Annotated in this window: 16 protein-coding genes; 9 read left to right on the top strand and 7 right to left on the bottom strand. The window is 67.7% G+C overall.

The window, feature by feature from the left end:
- The first annotated feature begins 3 nt into the window (after positions 1-3).
- The 4 genes from ASC37_RS07940 to ASC37_RS07925 all read left to right on the top strand — a co-directional run bounded on the left by ASC37_RS07940 (position 4) and on the right by ASC37_RS07925 (position 5,678).
- On the top strand, positions 4-1,827 hold the full coding sequence (locus tag ASC37_RS07940) for an ABCB family ABC transporter ATP-binding protein/permease (RefSeq protein ID WP_055423870.1): 1,824 nt from the start codon (positions 4-6) through the stop codon (positions 1,825-1,827).
- 127 nt (positions 1,828-1,954) lie between these two features.
- Positions 1,955-2,932 (top strand): asparaginase domain-containing protein, encoded by a 978-nt coding sequence (locus ASC37_RS07935; RefSeq protein WP_055423869.1) that lies wholly within the window; start codon positions 1,955-1,957, stop codon positions 2,930-2,932.
- A complete protein-coding gene (locus tag ASC37_RS07930) occupies positions 2,929-4,008 on the top strand; it encodes a glucokinase (RefSeq protein WP_055423868.1) in 1,080 nt (359 codons plus the stop codon). The genes ASC37_RS07935 and ASC37_RS07930 overlap by 4 nt, the downstream gene beginning before the upstream one ends.
- Positions 4,005-5,678, top strand: a complete 1,674-nt coding sequence (locus ASC37_RS07925) for an ABC transporter ATP-binding protein/permease (RefSeq protein WP_082438424.1) — start codon at positions 4,005-4,007, stop codon at positions 5,676-5,678. Before ASC37_RS07930 ends, ASC37_RS07925 begins: the two co-directional genes overlap by 4 nt.
- Here ASC37_RS07925 and ASC37_RS07920 read toward each other — a convergent pair.
- Positions 5,671-6,762, bottom strand: a complete 1,092-nt coding sequence (locus ASC37_RS07920) for a glycoside hydrolase family 5 protein (RefSeq protein ID WP_055423866.1) — start codon at positions 6,760-6,762, stop codon at positions 5,671-5,673. The genes ASC37_RS07925 and ASC37_RS07920 overlap by 8 nt on opposite strands.
- Positions 6,763-6,852: 90 nt before the next feature.
- Between ASC37_RS07920 and ASC37_RS07915 the strand changes: the two genes are divergently transcribed.
- Positions 6,853-8,262, top strand: a complete 1,410-nt coding sequence (locus tag ASC37_RS07915) for an alpha-amylase family glycosyl hydrolase (protein WP_055423865.1) — start codon at positions 6,853-6,855, stop codon at positions 8,260-8,262.
- A 9-nt stretch (positions 8,263-8,271) separates the two neighbouring features.
- On the top strand, positions 8,272-8,658 hold the full coding sequence (locus ASC37_RS07910; RefSeq protein ID WP_055423864.1) for a DUF2721 domain-containing protein: 387 nt from the start codon (positions 8,272-8,274) through the stop codon (positions 8,656-8,658).
- 1 nt (position 8,659) lies between these two features.
- Here ASC37_RS07910 and ASC37_RS07905 read toward each other — a convergent pair whose 3' ends face one another.
- The 6 genes from ASC37_RS07905 to ASC37_RS07880 form a co-directional block, all read right to left on the bottom strand.
- Positions 8,660-9,259 (bottom strand): nitroreductase family protein, encoded by a 600-nt coding sequence (locus tag ASC37_RS07905; RefSeq protein WP_198289055.1) that lies wholly within the window; start codon positions 9,257-9,259, stop codon positions 8,660-8,662.
- Entirely contained in the window at positions 9,256-9,861 is a 606-nt protein-coding gene (locus ASC37_RS07900) for a nucleotidyltransferase family protein (RefSeq protein WP_055423862.1), read from the bottom strand. Before ASC37_RS07900 ends, ASC37_RS07905 begins: the two co-directional genes overlap by 4 nt.
- Positions 9,854-12,037 carry a xanthine dehydrogenase family protein molybdopterin-binding subunit gene (locus ASC37_RS07895; protein ID WP_055423861.1) on the bottom strand — a complete coding sequence of 728 codons (2,184 nt, stop codon included), beginning with the start codon at positions 12,035-12,037 and terminating at the stop codon, positions 9,854-9,856. The genes ASC37_RS07900 and ASC37_RS07895 overlap by 8 nt, the downstream gene beginning before the upstream one ends.
- Complete coding sequence (locus ASC37_RS07890; RefSeq protein WP_055423860.1) at positions 12,037-12,495, bottom strand: (2Fe-2S)-binding protein; 459 nt, start codon at positions 12,493-12,495, stop codon at positions 12,037-12,039. Before ASC37_RS07890 ends, ASC37_RS07895 begins: the two co-directional genes overlap by 1 nt.
- The gene (locus tag ASC37_RS07885; protein ID WP_055423859.1) at positions 12,492-13,484 is read right to left on the bottom strand and encodes an XdhC family protein; all 993 of its coding nucleotides are present in this window, start codon (positions 13,482-13,484) and stop codon (positions 12,492-12,494) included. The genes ASC37_RS07890 and ASC37_RS07885 overlap by 4 nt, the downstream gene beginning before the upstream one ends.
- 104 nt (positions 13,485-13,588) lie before the next feature.
- Positions 13,589-14,278: a metallophosphoesterase gene (locus ASC37_RS07880; RefSeq protein WP_055423858.1), complete on the bottom strand. Its 690-nt coding sequence runs from the start codon at positions 14,276-14,278 to the stop codon at positions 13,589-13,591.
- Between the two features lie 149 nt (positions 14,279-14,427).
- Between ASC37_RS07880 and ASC37_RS07875 the strand changes: the two genes are divergently transcribed.
- The 3 genes from ASC37_RS07875 to ASC37_RS07865 all read left to right on the top strand — a co-directional run.
- The gene (locus tag ASC37_RS07875) at positions 14,428-14,880 is read left to right on the top strand and encodes a DUF1931 family protein (RefSeq protein WP_055423857.1); all 453 of its coding nucleotides are present in this window, start codon (positions 14,428-14,430) and stop codon (positions 14,878-14,880) included.
- Between the two features lie 85 nt (positions 14,881-14,965).
- The gene (locus tag ASC37_RS07870; RefSeq protein WP_055423856.1) at positions 14,966-16,021 is read left to right on the top strand and encodes an NAD(P)-dependent alcohol dehydrogenase; all 1,056 of its coding nucleotides are present in this window, start codon (positions 14,966-14,968) and stop codon (positions 16,019-16,021) included.
- A gap of 118 nt (positions 16,022-16,139) precedes the next feature.
- Positions 16,140-16,442: helix-turn-helix domain-containing protein (locus tag ASC37_RS07865; RefSeq protein WP_157287454.1), on the top strand; the 303-nt coding region annotated here is incomplete at its 3' end.

The raw sequence follows: 16,442 nt of genomic DNA, 5'->3' as shown, positions 1-16,442 counted from the left end.
GCGATGCGCGGCCATTCCTCGCTCCCGCCGCCGGCCGAGGGCGCCACCCGCCCCCTGCACCTGCGCGAGACGATCGCGCGGCTATGGCCCTACCTGTGGCGCTACCGCTGGCGGGTGCTCGGCGCCTTCGCCGCCCTCATCGCGGCGAAGTTCGCCAACGTCGCCGTGCCGCTGCTCTTCAAGGAGCTGGTCGATTTCCTGTCGCTGCCGCCGCAGGCGCCACGCTGGACCGCGGCCCCGATCGCCCTCGTCTTCGCCTATGGGCTGGCGCGCTTTGGTACTTCGCTCTTCACCGAGCTGCGCGAACTGCTCTTCGCACGGGTCACCCAAGCCGCGGTGCGCGCACTGTCGCTCGAAGTCTTCTCCCACCTGCACGCGCTGTCGCTGCGCTTTCACCTCGAACGGCAGACCGGGGCGCTCACCCGCGATCTCGAGCGCGGCACGCGCGCCATCGGCAGCCTCATCAACTTCACCCTCTACTCCATCGCCCCCACGCTGGTGGAGATCTCGCTCGTGCTCGCCATCCTCTTCGCGCGCTACGAGCCGGCCTTCGGCGCGATCACGCTCGCCACCCTCATCGCCTACGTCGTCTTCACCATCGTCGTCACCAACTGGCGCACCGTGCAGCGGCGTCGGCTCAACAAGATCGACGCGCAGACCCACAGCCGCGCCGTCGATGCGCTCCTCAACTACGAGACGGTGAAGTACTTCGCCAACGAAGCGTACGAACGGCGCCGCTACGACGAGGATCTCGAACGCTGGCAGGAAGCCGCGATCCGCAACCAACTCTCGCTCTCCGGGCTCAATCTCGGCCAGGCGGCCATCATCACCGCCGGCGTGGTCGCCATGATGGGGCTCGCCGCGGCGCGCGTTCAGGCGGGCGTCATGACTCTGGGCGACATCGTCCTCGTCAACGCCTTCCTGCTGCAGCTCTACCTGCCACTCAACTTCCTCGGCGTGGTCTACCGCGAGCTGCGCCAGGCGCTGGTCGACCTCGAACGGCTCTTCGCCCTACTCGACGAAAAAGAGGAAGTGCGCGACGCCCCGGACGCACTCGAGCTCCCCGAGGGGCCGCTGGAGGTGCGTTTCGAACGCGTCTCCTTTCACTACGATCCCAGCCGCCCCATCCTGCGCGAAGTGGATTTCACCCTCCCCGCCGGGCGTACCGTGGCCGTGGTCGGCTCTTCCGGCGCGGGCAAGTCCACCCTGGTGCGGCTCCTCTTCCGCTTCTACGACGCCACCGGCGGGGCGGTACGCGTGGGCGGCATCGACGTACGCCACCTGAAGCAGGAGAGCCTGCGCCGCGCCGTAGGCATCGTGCCGCAGGAGACGGTGCTCTTCCACGACACGCTGGGCTACAACATCCGCTACGGCCGGCCCGAGGCGAGCGACGAGGAAGTCTGGGCGGCGATCCGCGCTGCCCAGCTCGACGAGCTCGTCGCCCGCCTGCCCGAGGGGCTGGAGACGCGGGTGGGCGAGCGTGGGCTCAAGCTCTCTGGCGGCGAGAAGCAGCGCGTGGCGATCGCGCGGGTGCTGCTGAAGAACCCCCGCATCCTGGTGCTGGACGAAGCCACCTCCTCGCTCGATTCGGCCACGGAGCGCGCCATCCAGGGACAGCTCGAACGCATCGCCCAAGGCCGTACCACCCTGATGATCGCGCACCGCCTCTCCACCGTGATGCACGCCGACGAAATCCTGGTGCTCGAAGAAGGGCGCATCGTCGAACGCGGCCGGCATGCCGAGCTGCTCGCGCGGGGCGGACGCTACGCCGAGCTGTGGCGCCACCAGCAGCGCCAAGAAGACGCACTCCAGCCCCACGCCGTGTAAGCCCGCCCCCGTTCGCAGTGGTTTCGCCGGGAGAACCCTGCGCCCTCCAGGGATGGGTCACGGCAAAACCGTCGCGCCGTGGGAACGAACTGTTAAACTTTCACGACAGCATTTCAGTGCACTCCCCATGGCCGCACCTCCTCGCCCGCGCTTGCTTTGGCTCGCCACCGGCGGCACCCTCGCCGCCACCGGCCGGGGCATCGCGTACCACGCCGGGGCGCTCTCGCCCGAGGCCCTGCTCGCAGCGATCCCCGAGGCAGGCCAGTACGCCGAGCTCGAGCTCGCTTCGCCCTTCGCCATGGATTCCAAGGACGCCACGCCGCACCATTGGCTGAGGCTGCACGCCGCGATCACGCAAGCCCTCGCGCGCCCGGAGCTCGCCGGCCTCGTCCTCTCCCACGGCACCGACACGCTGGAAGAGACGGCCACGCTCCTCGCGCTCACCCTGGCGCCGACCAAGCCCGTGGTGCTCACCGGGGCCATGCGCCCGCCTTCCGAAGCCGGGGCCGACGGGCCGCGCAACCTCCTGCACGCGATCCGCCTCGCCGCCGATCCGGACACCCCGCCAGGCGTCTTCCTCGTCTTCGGCGAAGCGGTCTTCCCCGCGATGGGGCTGCGCAAGGCACACACGCTCGCGCTCCAGCCGTTTGCCGCCGAACCGCGAGGCGCGCTCGGCTCGGCCTTTCCCTGGCGACCGCCGCCGCTCGAAGAACGTGCCTCGCCGCTGCCCTTGCCCCATCCTTGGCCGACGGTCGCCCTCCTTTCGGCCACGGCGCTCGACGCGCCCGAGGCTTTGCGGCAGACCCAGGAAACGGGGGCCGCCGCGGCAGTGCTGCTGCTGCCGGGACACGGCAGCGTCCCCGAAGCGTGGGAAGCACCGATCGCCGATGCGACCGCGGCCGGACTCCTGGTGGTGCGCGCGAGCCGCTGCGGTCTGGGGCCGGTGCTCCCCCACCCCGTCGACCAGCGCCTGGGCACCCTCCCCGCCGGCCTCCTCTCCGCGCCCGCCGCCCGCGTGGCCGCCGCCCTCGTGGCCCCTTTCCCCCCGGCGGAACGGCAAATTCTGTGGCGCGCGCGTTTTTTGCCCTACGGAGCCGAAGCATGACTCCTACGGCCGCCCCTCTCTTTCTCGCTGCCGACGTCGGCGGCACGCGCGCCCGTTTCCTGCTCGCGCGCTGGCGGGAAAGCGAAGCGGCGCCCGAGGACCGCGAAAAACCCCCGCAGCGCGCGTCAACGGCAGACACCCCAAGCACAGCGGGTTTTTCGCGGCACCTTCCTGCCTGGGAGCCGCTGTGCCAGCGGGTACTCGAAGATGATGCCTTCCCCCATTTCGACGCGGCGCTCGAGGCTTTCCTCGCCGAATGTCCCCCAGGAGCCGAACCGAAACTCGCCGTGATCGCGCTCGCCGGGCCCGTGACGGGGCGGCGCGCGCGGCTGACCAACCGCCCATGGACGATCGACGCCGATGCCTTGACCGCCCGCCATGGCTGGCCGCGGGTCGAATTGATGAACGACTTCGCCGCCCAGGCGCACGGGATCGCCGCTGCGGCGCCCGAGACGCTCCACGTCCTGCAACGGGGAGCACCTCGGCCGGGGCTTGCTGCCGTGCTCGGCCCCGGCACGGGACTGGGCATGGGATTCTTTCTGCGCGAGGGCGAGACGGTGCGCGTCTTCCCCAGCGAAGGCGGACACGCCGACCTCGGCGGCTTCGATCCCCCCTTTCTCACTTCCTGGAGCACCTGGCTCGCCCGCGAAGGGCGCATCGCCTCCTGGGAAAGCCTGCTCTGCGGCCCCGGTCTGGTGCGGCTCGCCGCTTTTCTTGCCGCCGAGCGCGGCCGAAGCGCGCCGTGGACGGAGGCGCCGCAGATCGTGGCCTCGGCCCAAAAGGGGGAAGCGCTCGCCCAAGAAGCGGTGACCACCTTCGTGCGCACGCTGGGTGCCTGCGCTGGCGACCTCGCCCTCATCGGCTGGACCCTGGGTGGGGTATACCTCGTGGGCGCGCTCGCCGCGGCGCTGCGCCCCTGGCTCGAGACTCCGGCCTTTCGCAGTGCCTTCGCCGCCAAGGAACGGCACGGGGAGACGCTCGCCGCGCTGCCGATCCTGCTCGCCGACGACCCCCTGCTGGGCTTGAAGGGCGCCGCCACCTTCGCCTGCCGCCTGCTCGCCGCAACCACGCCATGAGCGCACCGAACCCTACGACTCCGCCATTGCTGCCCTTTCTGCTGCTGGGCCTGCGCTATTATCGTCGGCCGAGGGCCTGGGGCGGTGCGCTCGTGCTCGTGGCCCTCACGCTCGCCATGGTCGGGCTGGCGCTGTGGACCAACCACTGGCAGCGGGCGCTCTTCGATGCGCTGGAGCGCCGCGATCTCGTCGAACTGCCCGCGCTCATCGCTACCTTCCTCACCATCCTCCTTCTGAGCGTGGCCGTCACGGGCGTCCACCTCCTCGTCAAGCGCGGCTGGCAACTCGGCTGGCGGCGCTTTCTCACCGAACAGCTGCTGGAGAGCTGGCTCGCGCGCGGTCACCACCACCGCCTGCGCCACCTGCCCGGCGCGCACGACAACCCCGACGCCCGCATCGCCGAAGACGTGCGCATCGCCACCGAAGTGGCGGTGGAGCTCTTCCACTCGCTGCTCTACTCGCTCGCCTCCATCGTGCTTTTCGTCGATGTGCTGTGGGTGGTCGGCGCCACGCCGCACGAGTCTCCCCCCGGCACGATGGTCTGGCTTGCGCTTGCCTATGCCGGCATCGGCACGATCACCGGGGTCCTGCTGGGCCGACCGCTCACACGGGCCACCGACCAGCAGCAGTCGCGCGAAGCCGACTTTCGCTACGGGTTGTCGCACATCCGCGACAAGTCGGAAGCGATCGCGCTCGCCCAAGGCGAAGCCTCCGAGCGCCGCCTGACGCGCGAGCGGTTCGACGCGCTCGCACGCACCTGGTGGAAACAATCGCTGGGCTACCTCGGGCTGGTGTCGTTTTCCACCGCCTATGGCACGCTCCTGCCGGTCTTCCCCATCCTCGTGCTCGCACCGCACTATATCGCCGGCACGCTCACGCTTGGCATGCTGATGCAGGCGGCGCAGGCCTTCGAGCGGCTCACCAACGCGCTTTCCTGGCCCATCCACAGCATGGGCGATATCGCTCGCTGCCATGCTTCGATCGAACGGGCAGCAGCCTTATACCAAGATCTCACTGAACTCGAGGCAATCGAGCGGCTATGCCTGCCGGGGCAGATCTGCCGCAGCGTCGGCCCCGCGGGGCAGCTCGCGATCGAGCGGCTCACCTTGACGCTGCCCAACGGCCACCCCGTGCTGGAGAATTTCTCGCTCACCCTCACGCGCGGCGAGACCGTACAGCTCGTAGGAGACCCGAACACAGGCATCGCCCTTCTCAAGGCCATCGCCGGCGTGTGGTCCTGGGGGCAGGGCAACATCATCCTGCCCGACGGCGAGACGCTCGCCTTCGTGCCACAGCGGCCCTTCCTGCCCGAAGGGCCGCTCATCGCCGCCCTCACCTATCCGCGCGATCCAGCGGAGGTCGAGCGCAAGCGCGTCATCGACACCTTGCATGCCGTAGGGGCGGATGCGCTCATCGAACGGCTCGACGAGCACGACGACTGGAACCGCACCCTCACCGCGCCGGTCCAGCAGCGGCTCGCGCTCGCCCGCACCCTGCTCGAACGGCCCGCGTGGGTGTTCTACGAAGCCCCGGCCGACGCCCTGCCCGCACCGGGCAAATTCGACCCGGTGGCGCTGCTGCGCGAGCGCCTACCCGACGCGACGCTGGCGATCTTCTGGCCGCATCACCAGCCCTATCCCGGCGTTCAGCGCGTCGTTTTCCTCAATTGAAACGTGCCGGCAGCCAGCCGCGTGCCACCGCCTCGCGCAGGCACCACGCCGGAGTCGTCTCGGTCTTGTAGTTCCAGAAGAACCAGCCGCGATAGCGCTCGAAGGTGAGGAGCTGCGCCGCCGCGTAGCCGCGCAGCGCCACCTCCTGCTGGAAGGCGTCCAACCCTTCGAGCGGGTGCGTGGTCGGCCCGTCGGCCCACAGCGATACCTCCTGCAGCTTGAGCCCCAGGCTCCATTCGCCGCACACCGTCGGCAGCCCCAGCTCGCGCCCGATGGCATCGGCCTCGGCGCGCAGATCGACCACCGTCTTGCGCAGGTGTTCGTAGATGTCTGCCTCGAGATCCTCGGGCGTGAAGCACTGGTAGCGGTGCACGTCGAACCAGACGTTCTCGTACGGCGGCGCGTTCATGAAACCGAGATACTCGCGCCAGTCGCGGAAGCCGTCGTGGAACATCACCCCGACCGTGGGCGGGCAGTGCGCCCGGATCGCCGCGTAGGCGCGCTCGTAGTAGCGCTTGAGGATCTCGGTGGGCACGTCCCAGCGCGGCTCGTTCAATACCTCGAAGGCGAAGAGTGCCGGTTCGGCGCGATAGCGCTCGGCCAGCCGCCCCAGCAGTTCGACCGAATGGTCGATGTATTCTTCCTTGGTGTGCCAGTCGCAGACGTTCAAGATGCCGCCGTTGTCGAAGCCGTTCTGGCAGCCGGCGGCTGCGTGCAGGTCGAGCACCACTTTGAGTCCGAATTCTTCGGCCCAGCGCAGCGCCCGGTCGAGTACCTCGATGCCGCCGGTGACGAAGGGCTCGCGCCGCGCCCCATAGACCGGATGGTAGGGATAAGGCGGCCCCAGCACCCAGTGCCCGAAGGGAATGCGCACCGCGTTCAGCCCCCGCTCGGCGATCCAGGCGAAATCCTCCCGCGTGACCCAGCGCGCCCAGTGCGCCCGCAGCCTGGGTGCGGCCTCCTCTCCCAATGCGACGCACCACGTCGTCTCGTCGGTGGCTTCCACCCCTTCGAAGAGGCTAGGCACCATCCACTTCTCAAGCACCAGCCACGAACCCAGATTCACCCCGCGCAAGCGTTCCATCGCCCTCTCCCCGGCCGCATCGTGAAGTCATTATAGGCAGACACGGGCATCTGCTACACTGGGATCATCGCTTTTTCCGAGCCGAGTATCATGCCGCCCCGTTTCCGCCCCTGGCAGGAATGCGTCGTCTACACCGTCTGGCCACGCAGCTTCGCCGACGGCAACGGCGATGGCATCGGCGATCTGGCCGGCCTCACCGAACGGCTCGACGAGCTGCGCTGGCTCGGGGTCGACGCCCTCTGGCTCGCCCCCATCCACCCCTCGCCCAACGCCGACTACGGCTACGACGTGAGCGACCATCTGGACGTGCACCCCGACTTCGGCACGATGGCCGACTTCCGCAGCCTGCGCGACGAGCTGCACCGGCGCGGCATGCGCCTGCTGCTCGATCTGGTCATCAACCACACGAGCGTGCGCCACCCCTGGTTTCTCGACTCGCGCTCGAGCCGAACCTCTGCCCGGCGCGACTGGTACTACTGGCGTGCGCGGCCCAACGACTGGGAGAGCATCTTCGGCGGCCCCGCCTGGACGCGGGACGAAGTCACGGGCGAGTATTACCTGCACCTCTTCTTTCCCGAGCAGCCCGACCTCGACTGGAGCAACCCGGCGGTGCGCCAGGCGCTTGCCGAGATCGCCCGCTTTTGGCTCGACGAAGGCGTCGACGGCTTTCGTTTCGACGCCCTCACCGTGCTCAAGAAAGAAGAAGGCTTGCCTGACGTCGCCCCTGGCGAACCCGGCGGCCCGCGCCCGGCCTGGTCGCGCTTCCTCGCCCGCCCCGGGCTCCTCGACTGGGTGCGCGACTTCGCCGAGCGCGCCGGCATCACGCGCGACCACCTCACGCTGGGCGAGGCGAACGGCATCGCCGCCACGGACGCGCCCGCCTGGGTGGGCGAGCCGCAGGGGCCGCTGTCGGCACTGCTGCATTTCGAGCTATGGCACATCGACACGACCGATGCGCAAGGCCGCCCCGGGCTCGACACCCGCGCCTTCTCCGACACGGCGCGCTCCTGGTACCGGGCGCTCGCCCCGCACGGGGCGCTGCCGGCGCTCTACCTGGAAAACCACGATCTGCCGCGCATCGTCTCGCGCTGGGCTCCGCCCGAGCGCCGCGCCCAGGCCGCCAAAGCCTTTGCCGCCGCCACCTACCTGCAGCGGGGGCTTGCCGTGCTCTATCAGGGGCAGGAACTGGGTCTGCCAAATGCGCGTTTCACGCGCTCGTCCGACCTGCGCGACCCCTTGAGCCTGCGCCGCATCGCCGCCCTGCGCGCCCAGGGTCAACCCGAGGCGGAGATCCTCGCCGAGATGAACCGCAGCGCCCGCGACCTTTCGCGCACCCCCATTCCGTGGGACGCGAACCGCCCGCAGGCGGGGTTCTCGAGCGCCGAACCGTGGCAGCCGATGGACCCGGCGCACATCCCGCTCGCCTGGCGCCAGCAGCGCGAGGACGAGGGTTCGGTGCTCAATTTCTACCGCGAGATACTGGCGCGCCGGCGAAGGTAAAATCGCATCATGGACCTGACCACGCCCGCGATCCTCTTTCCGGCGATCTCACTCGTGCTGCTCGCCTACGGCAACCGTTTCCTGGCGCTCGCCCAGATCATCCGGCAACTGCACGCCTCGCCCGATCGCAAGGCCGAGGTCATCCGCCGCCAGATCCCAGGCCTGAAACGACGCATCATGCTCATCAAATACATGCAAGGGTTTGGCGTGCTGGGGTTTTTGCTGTGCGCGCTGTCGATGCTCGCCCTCTTCGTGCACGAGACCCTGCTCGGCAAAATCCTCTTCGGCACGAGCCTCGCCGCCCTGGTGCTCTCCCTGCTGCTGTCGCTCGCGGAAGTGCTGATCTCCACCAACGCCCTCTCGGTCGTGGTGGAGGATCTGGAAAAAGACGGCTGAATCAGAGGCTCTTGCCCCATTTCCCCGCGAAACAGAGCTCCGCCAGCGGACGGCGCTCGCGCGGCGCGCGTTCTTTCTCGGCGAGTTCCCCGTCGAGCACGTCCGGCTCCGCCGGATGGCCCACGGCGATGAGCGAAACGATCTTGTAGCGCTCCGGCACGCCGGCCACGGCACGGAGTGCCTCAGGATCGAACCCGGCCATGGGATGCGACATCAACCCCAGCGCCACCGCCTGCAGGCAGAGGTTCTCGGCCGCGGCGCCGCAGTCGTATTCGGCCCAGGCGTTGGGTTCACCGTTGTAGGAAAAAATGGGATCGGCGCAGACGAGCACCAGGAGCGAAGCGCGTTTCACCCACGCCTGGTTGAACGGCCACAGCGTGGCGAACGCCTTCTCCCATCCTTGCGGATCCTGGGTGCGATGCCACACGACGAAGCGCCAGGGCTGATCGCCGTAGCACGAGGGGGCCCAGCGCGCCGCTTCCAGCAGCGAGATCACCTGCTCGCGCGTCACGGTCTTGGTTTCGTCGAAGGCGCGACCGCTCCAACGCTCGGCGATCAAGGGATGGATCGGGACTTCGGTCACGGCGGGTTTCTTCATCATTCACTCCTGGAAAAAAGGTCTTGCGGGGTATCGACGTCGGCGAAGATGCCTGCGTCGTCGATCGCAACGCCGACCACGTGCTCGGCGTCACGCCGAAGGAGCAGACGGGCCCCCACGTCGCCCGTCAGACCCAACAGTTCAGCCCGGTAAGGGGCGGCGAAACCGACGGGATGTCCCCGCCGGTCGGCGCGGCAGGCTGCGGCGAGTACCGCGCCCGCCGTGAGCGCGTCGCGCACTCCCGCGATCGCGGCTCGCGGCACCCAGGGCATGTCGGCAAGCCCGACGACCCAGCCTGTGGCCTCGGCGGTCGCGGCGACGCCCGCGGCAAGGCTCGTCCCCATCCCCTCGTCGGCGCGGGGGCATTCGATGAAGCGCAGGCGATCCGCGAAGGTCTCCGACAACACGCCTCGCACCGCCTCGTCGCCCGGTCGCAGCACCACCGCGACCCGTTCGAAGACCTCGACCCAGGACCGCAGCGCCCGCACGATGAGCGGCTCGATGCGCCCCTCGACTTCGAGTAGCGCCAGCCGCTTGTCCGCCCCAAACCTCCGCGCCTGCCCCGCCGCGAGCACCAAGGCGGCGATTTCCGGTTCCTCAGGCAAGGTTTTCCCGTGCGAAAGGGAGCCGCCGCACCCGTTTCCCCGTGAGAGCGAAGAGCGCATTGGCCACCGCCGGCGCGATGGGGGGCGTGCCCGGCTCACCCACGCCGCTCGGCGGCGCTTCGCTCGGCACGAGATACACCTCCACCCGCGGCATCTCGGAATGGCGCAAGAGGGGATAATCGTGGAAGTTCGACTGCACCGGCCGACCTCCCTCGAGCGTGATCTCGCCGTGCAGCGCGGCAGCCAGGCCGTAGACGATGCCTCCCTCGATCTGCTGCACCACCCCATCGGGGTTGATCACCCGGCCGCAATCGACCGCCGCCACGACGCGATGCACCCGCACCTGGCCGTTTTCCAGCGAAACCTCGGCCACTTCGGCCACGACGCTGCCGAAGGATTCATGCACCGCCACGCCGAAAGCATGGCCCGGCGCGGGCTTCACCTTGCCCCAGCCGGCCTTCTGCGCCGCGAGCTGCAAGGCGGCATGATGACGCGAGCCATGCGGCAGGAGGCTCAGGCGGAATTTGACCGGATCCTGGCGCGCGAGGTGGGCCAGTTCGTCGATCATCGTCTCGACGACGAAGGCCGTGTGCGAATGCCCCACCGAGCGCCACCACTGCACCGGCACGGGATGCTTCGGGCTGTGCAGTTCGACCTGGACGTTCGGAATCAGGTAGGGAAGCGTCACCGCTCCTTCAACCGAGGCGGCATCGACGCCATCCTTGATCATCGCCGCCGCCATCGGCGTGCCCTCCATGATGGACTGGCCGACGAGGGTGTGTTTCCACGCCACGGGTTTGCCGCCCTTGCCGATTCCCGCTTCGATCACGTCGACCCACATCGGCCGGTAGTAGCCGCCGCGCAGGTCGTCTTCGCGCGTCCAGATCACCTGCACCGGCCGGCCGACGGCCTTGGCCACCTGCACCGCCTCGGTGACGAAATCCGCATGCGGATTCGCCCGCCGACCGAAGCCGCCGCCGAGATAGGTGGTGTGGATCTCCACTTCTTCGGGTTGGAGGCCCGCCACGGCGGCAGCCGCCATGCGGTCGAGCGTCTGCGACTGCGTGCCGGTCCAGATGGTGCAATGATCCGGGCGCAGATCGACGGTGACGTTGAGCGGCTCCATCGGCGCATGCGCCAGATAGGGCACTTCGTACTCGGCACGTACCGCCTTCACCGCCGCCTTGAGGCCGGATGCCACGTCGCCATCGCGCCGCGCCACGGCACCCGGCGTGCGGGCGAGCGCAAAGTAGTCCTCCCGCAGCTTGGCGGTGCTCAGGGCCGCCCCCTCGCCCTCGTCCCACTCGATCTGCAGCAGGTCGCGCGCCGTCTTCGCCGGCCAGAAACCGTTGGCCGCCACCGCCACGCCGGTGGGGACCTCATAGACGCCGACCACGCCGGGGACTTTCAGCGCCTCGGTGGCATCGAAGCGCTTGAGCTTGCCGCCGAATACCGGGGAACGCGCCACCAGCACCGTCAGCATGTTGGGCAGACGCACGTCGATGCCGAAGACCGCCTTGCCGGTGATCTTCTCCGGCGTGTCGAGGCGCTTGAGCGACTTGCCGATCCACTTGAAGTGCTTTGGATCCTTCAAGGGCACTTCGGCGGGCAGAGGCAGCTTGCCCGCCTCTTCCGCGACCTCGCCGTAGCTCAGGGAGGTGTGGCCGTCGGGGTGGAAGATGCGCCCGTTCTCGGCCTTGCACGCACTCGCCGGCACCCCCCAACGCTGTGCCGCCGCCTGGACGAGCAGCATGCGGGCGCTCGCCCCGACGCGGCGCAGCTGCTCCCAAGAGGACGCCACGCTGGTGCTGCCGCCGGTGAGCTGGATGCCGAACTGCGTATGGTTATAGACCGCCGCCACCGGCGCCGCCTCCACGCGGATGCGCTCCCAAGGCGCGTCGAGCTCCTCGTTGATGAGCATGGGCAGCGAGGTATAAACCCCCTGGCCCATCTCGGACTTATTCACGATGAGCGTGACCGAATCGTCCGCGGCGATGCGGATGAAGGCGTTCGGCGGATAGACTTTCGCCGCCCCGGCCGCCGCTTCCTCGGCAGCCCAGGCGCGCCCGCCCTTCTCGGGCAAACGGAAACCGATCACGAGCCCACCGGCAAGCAGGGCTGCATCGCGCAGGAACCGACGCCGCGCCGGACGCAGTACTTCCTCCCGGGGATTCATCACACACCTCCTTTCACGGCTTCGAGGATCGCCGTGCGGATCCGGTTGTAGGTACCGCAGCGGCAGAGGATGCCATCCATCGCCGCGACGATCTGCGCTTCGCTCGGATGGGGGTGCTCGGCGAGCAGGGCTGCGGCCGCCATGATCTGCCCCGACTGGCAGTAGCCGCACTGTGGCACGTCGACCTCCTGCCAGGCTCGCTGGATGGCGCGGCCGACCGGCGTCTCGCCGATCCCTTCGATGGTGGTGACGCGCTTGCCGCTCACCATCGATACCGGCGTGACACAGGAGCGGACCGCCCGCCCGTCGAGATGCACCGTGCAGGCACCGCACTGGGCGATGCCGCAGCCGTATTTGGTCCCGGTGAGCTGCAGCTGGTCGCGCAGCACCCACAGGAGGGGCGTACCGGGATCGGCCTCGACCGTGGTCGGCCGGCCGTTGAGCGTGAATGCAATCATAGAGTTTCTCCTCTGGCATGGATACGAGGCAATCCTCCCGCTGGAAGGGCCCCTCGCTGTTCGGCAATGAGATGGGCGAGGATGGACACCGCAATCTCGGGCGGCGTGCGGCTGCCGATAGGCAGACCCACGGGGCCATGGAGGCGGGCGATCTCCTCCTCCGTCAGGTCGAACTCGGCCAGGCGCTGGCGGCGGGCGGCATTGGTGCGATGCGAGCCGAGCGCACCGACGTAGAAAGCGGGCGACTTCAGCGCCTCGAGCAGGGCCAGGTCGTCGAGCTTGGGATCATGCGTGAGCGCGACCACCGCCGTATCCTCATCGGGCTGGAGCGCGAGTACCGCATCGTCGGGCATGTGCGGCAAGAGCACGCTGCCCGGCACCGGCCACTGGGCTCGCACCTCTTCGCGCGGATCGCACACGAAGACCTCGTAGTCCAGGGCCTGGGCCATCTGCGCAAGGTAGGACGAAATCTGCCCCGCACCGATGAGGAGCAGTCGCCGCGCTGGACCATGAATCGTCTCGAGGGTCTCATCGTCGAAACGCATCACCTCGCCACGCGCTGCCGGCCTCAAGCTCACCGTCAGGGACGAGAGTTCGAGCCGGCGGCACATGCGACGACGCTCGCGGAGCGCCGCGAGCAATTCCCTCGGCCAGGACGCATCCTGCGGGACGGGCTCCACCACCAGCCGCAACAAGCCGCCGCACGGCAGACCGAAGCGCTGGGCTTCCTGAACCGAGACCCCATAGTCCACCCGCTCGGCCCGCGCCCGCGGCAGACGCCCTTGACGGGCGCGTTCCGCCAGATCCTCTTCGACACATCCTCCCGAGACCGAGCCCACGCTGCCGCCATCGCTGCGCAGCACGAGCATCGCCCCCGGCGGACGAGGGCTCGATCCGAAGGTCTGCACCACCGTGACGAGCCACAGCGGCATTTCGCCGCCCTGCCAGCGGCAAAGCGCCTCCAGCACTTCGCGATCGACCCCCTTCATGGCCCCTTGTCCCTAGCGGCACGACAGAAAGCATCATAGAGCTGGTCTGCCGTAGCGACAACCACGCCAGAAGCAAGGTTTATGGATGTGATAAGGAGCACCTGTCAACGCACGTTTCCCGCCTCGATCTTGCGGCGTCGCAAGTCGACGATGCTGAAATCTCCCTCCGAGAGCCGCCCCGGTGCAACCACCAGGCTCGTACCCACTTCGGCATGGTGCCGACGGGGCGCATCGACCACCACCAGGGTCGGCGCGAAAGTGTTGATCAGCGTCGTGATGGCCTGCGAACCCCCGTCCCAATCCTTGTGGGCCGGCGGAGTAGCGAAAAGGAAAATTTTCTCGTAATCCTTGAGCTCGTCGAGGACTTTCAGGACGTACTCGACCGCCCATTCGGGATAATAGAGACGCTCGCGCTCCTCGCGCCCTCCCGTTTGGCCGATCTCACCGCCCATGCCCAGCACCGCCACGTGGCCAGGCGCGAAGGCGAGTGTGCCGTGCACCCCATGCAGCATGGGGAAAGTCAGCTCGAGGTTGTAGGCTTCCCGCAGATAATCGTCGAGAGGCGCATCATGCGCGCCCGGAACGAAGAACGTCGGCACACGCAGCGCCCCGAGCTTGCCGAATACCTCACGATAAGCATCGGCGCGATGCACGCCTCCCGTGCCCACCAAATCGCCGACGATCATGACCGAATCGACGTCGAGCTCGCTGGCCGTTTCTACCAGCCGGTCCAGGAGATCGAGCTGTCCGGCAATGTGGCTCGTTGCCAATACCCGCCTCGTGTGTTTGCGCATGATGACTTTCCTCCTTTTCCCTATCCGCGATGGCATCCGTTCGTCGTTATAGGGAAGAGCGCGGGATTTTGCAAGGCTTGCTTTTCGCCGCCCTGATTCCTATAACGGAGTCGGCAGTCAGTCGAACCACTTGCCCAAGGAGGGTACCAATGAGCGACATCATGGCGGTTTCCCGCTTCGAACGACTTTTCCGGCGCACGGCCGGGCTCGACGTCGACAAGAACGACCTGCGGCGGCTGACCGAATTCCTCGACCAGAAGCTCTACGATCTGCTGCTCGTCAGCCAGGCGGCGGCCAAATCCAACGGCCGCGACGTCATTCGCCCCTGGGATCTTCCCTTGACGAAAGGTCTGCAGGAAAGCATGCATGCCTTCCGCGAGCTCGACGAGGAGCTCGAGCTCGCGCCCATCCTGGAGCAGCTCGCCAAGCTGCCCCAACTCGATCTCGAATACGACGAGGAAGTCCGTGCCATGCTGCCGCAGATCGTCGGTGGGCTGACGGTGGCCCTAGCCTGGACTTTCCGGACGCTCGACCCCGACGTGAAGAATCCCGATACGACGCACTGGGATCGCGCCATCGAGATCTTCAACCGTCTGTTGTAGCCGCGCCTCTTGCTGGCACACCGCCGGGCGAGGGCCTAGCGATGAATGATCGCTTGCAGTACATTCCCGTTTCGAGGAGCAACCCATGAGCATTCCCGCCAAGGCCTATGCCGCTTTCGATCCACACTCTCCACTCGTTCCCTGGGAGATCGCCCGCCGCGACCCTGGGCCACACGACGTGCAGCTCCAGATCCTCTACTGCGGCGTCTGCCACTCCGACCTGCACCAGGCGCGCAACGAATGGAAGAACACGATCTATCCCTGCGTCCCCGGGCACGAGATCGTCGGGCGCGTGGTCGCCGTGGGTGAGAAAGTCACCCGTTTCAAGGTCGGCGATCTGGCCGGAGTCGGCTGCATGGTCGACAGCTGCGGGCATTGCGACGCCTGTGCGAGCGGCGAGGAGCAATACTGCAGCGAAGGCTTCGTCGGCACCTACAACGGCCGCGGCCCCGGCAGCGAAAACACCTACGGCGGCTACTCTCAGGTCATCGTGGTGAAGGAATCCTTCGTGCTGCACATCAAGCATCCAGAAAAGGACCTTGCCGCCGTGGCGCCGCTGCTGTGCGCCGGCATCACCACCTATTCGCCCTTGCGCCATTGGAAGGTTGGCCCAGGCAAACGGGTGGGCATCGTCGGCCTGGGCGGACTGGGGCACATGGCCGTCAAGCTCGCCCACGCCATGGGCGCACACGTGGTGCTCTTCACCACCTCGCCCGCCAAGACGGCCGACGCCAAGCGGCTCGGCGCCGACGAAGTCTGCATTTCCAAGGATCCCGAGCAAATGGCCCGCTACCGCGAGCAGCTCGATTTCATCCTCGACACCGTGGCCGCTCCGCACCGGCTCGACGACTACCTGCAGCTCTTGAAACGCGACGGCACACTCACCCTCGTGGGCGCCCCCTCCGAGCCGCATCCTTCGCCCGCCGTCTTCAACCTGCTCTTCCGGCGCCGGAGTCTTGCCGGATCGCTCATCGGCGGCATCCGCGAGACGCAGGAGATGCTCGACTTCTGTGCCGAGCACGGCATCGTCTCAGACATCGAGCTCATTCCCATCGACTACATCAACACCGCCTACGAGCGCATGCTGAGAAGCGACGTGAAGTACCGCTTCGTCATCGACATCGCCGCTTCGCTAAAATGAGAATGAAGGAGCCAACTCTCGTATTACAAAAAGTGCAAACTAGTCCATAATGGTGTTCATGGAAAACACCATGAGCACAGGCAAGGCGGCAAAACTTCTTGGCGATGAGTGACTGACCATGCACCTCACCCACCGAATCGCCCTTCGTCCCACGCCCGAGCAGGCGGATTACTTCAAACGCGCCTGCGGCACGGCCCGGCGCGTGTGGAACTGGGCGCTCGCCGAATGGAACCGGCAGTATGCTGCCGGGCAAAAGCCCAATGCCATGGCGCTCAAGCGGCAGTTCAACGCCATCAAGTACAGCGACTCCGACTGGCTCGACGAAAACGGCCAGCCGTGGCTCGAGGGCATCCACAGGGATGCGCATTCGCAGCCGTTCGCGCACCTGCAAAAAGCGTGGAAGCGGTTCTTCAAGCAGATC

It is taken from the genome of Tepidiphilus thermophilus (assembly GCF_001418245.1).
In the GTDB taxonomy this organism is placed as follows: Bacteria; Pseudomonadota; Gammaproteobacteria; order Burkholderiales; family Rhodocyclaceae; genus Tepidiphilus; species Tepidiphilus succinatimandens.
The sequence above is the reverse complement of the archived record's forward strand: the minus strand, read 5'-3'. Positions and strand labels throughout refer to the sequence as shown.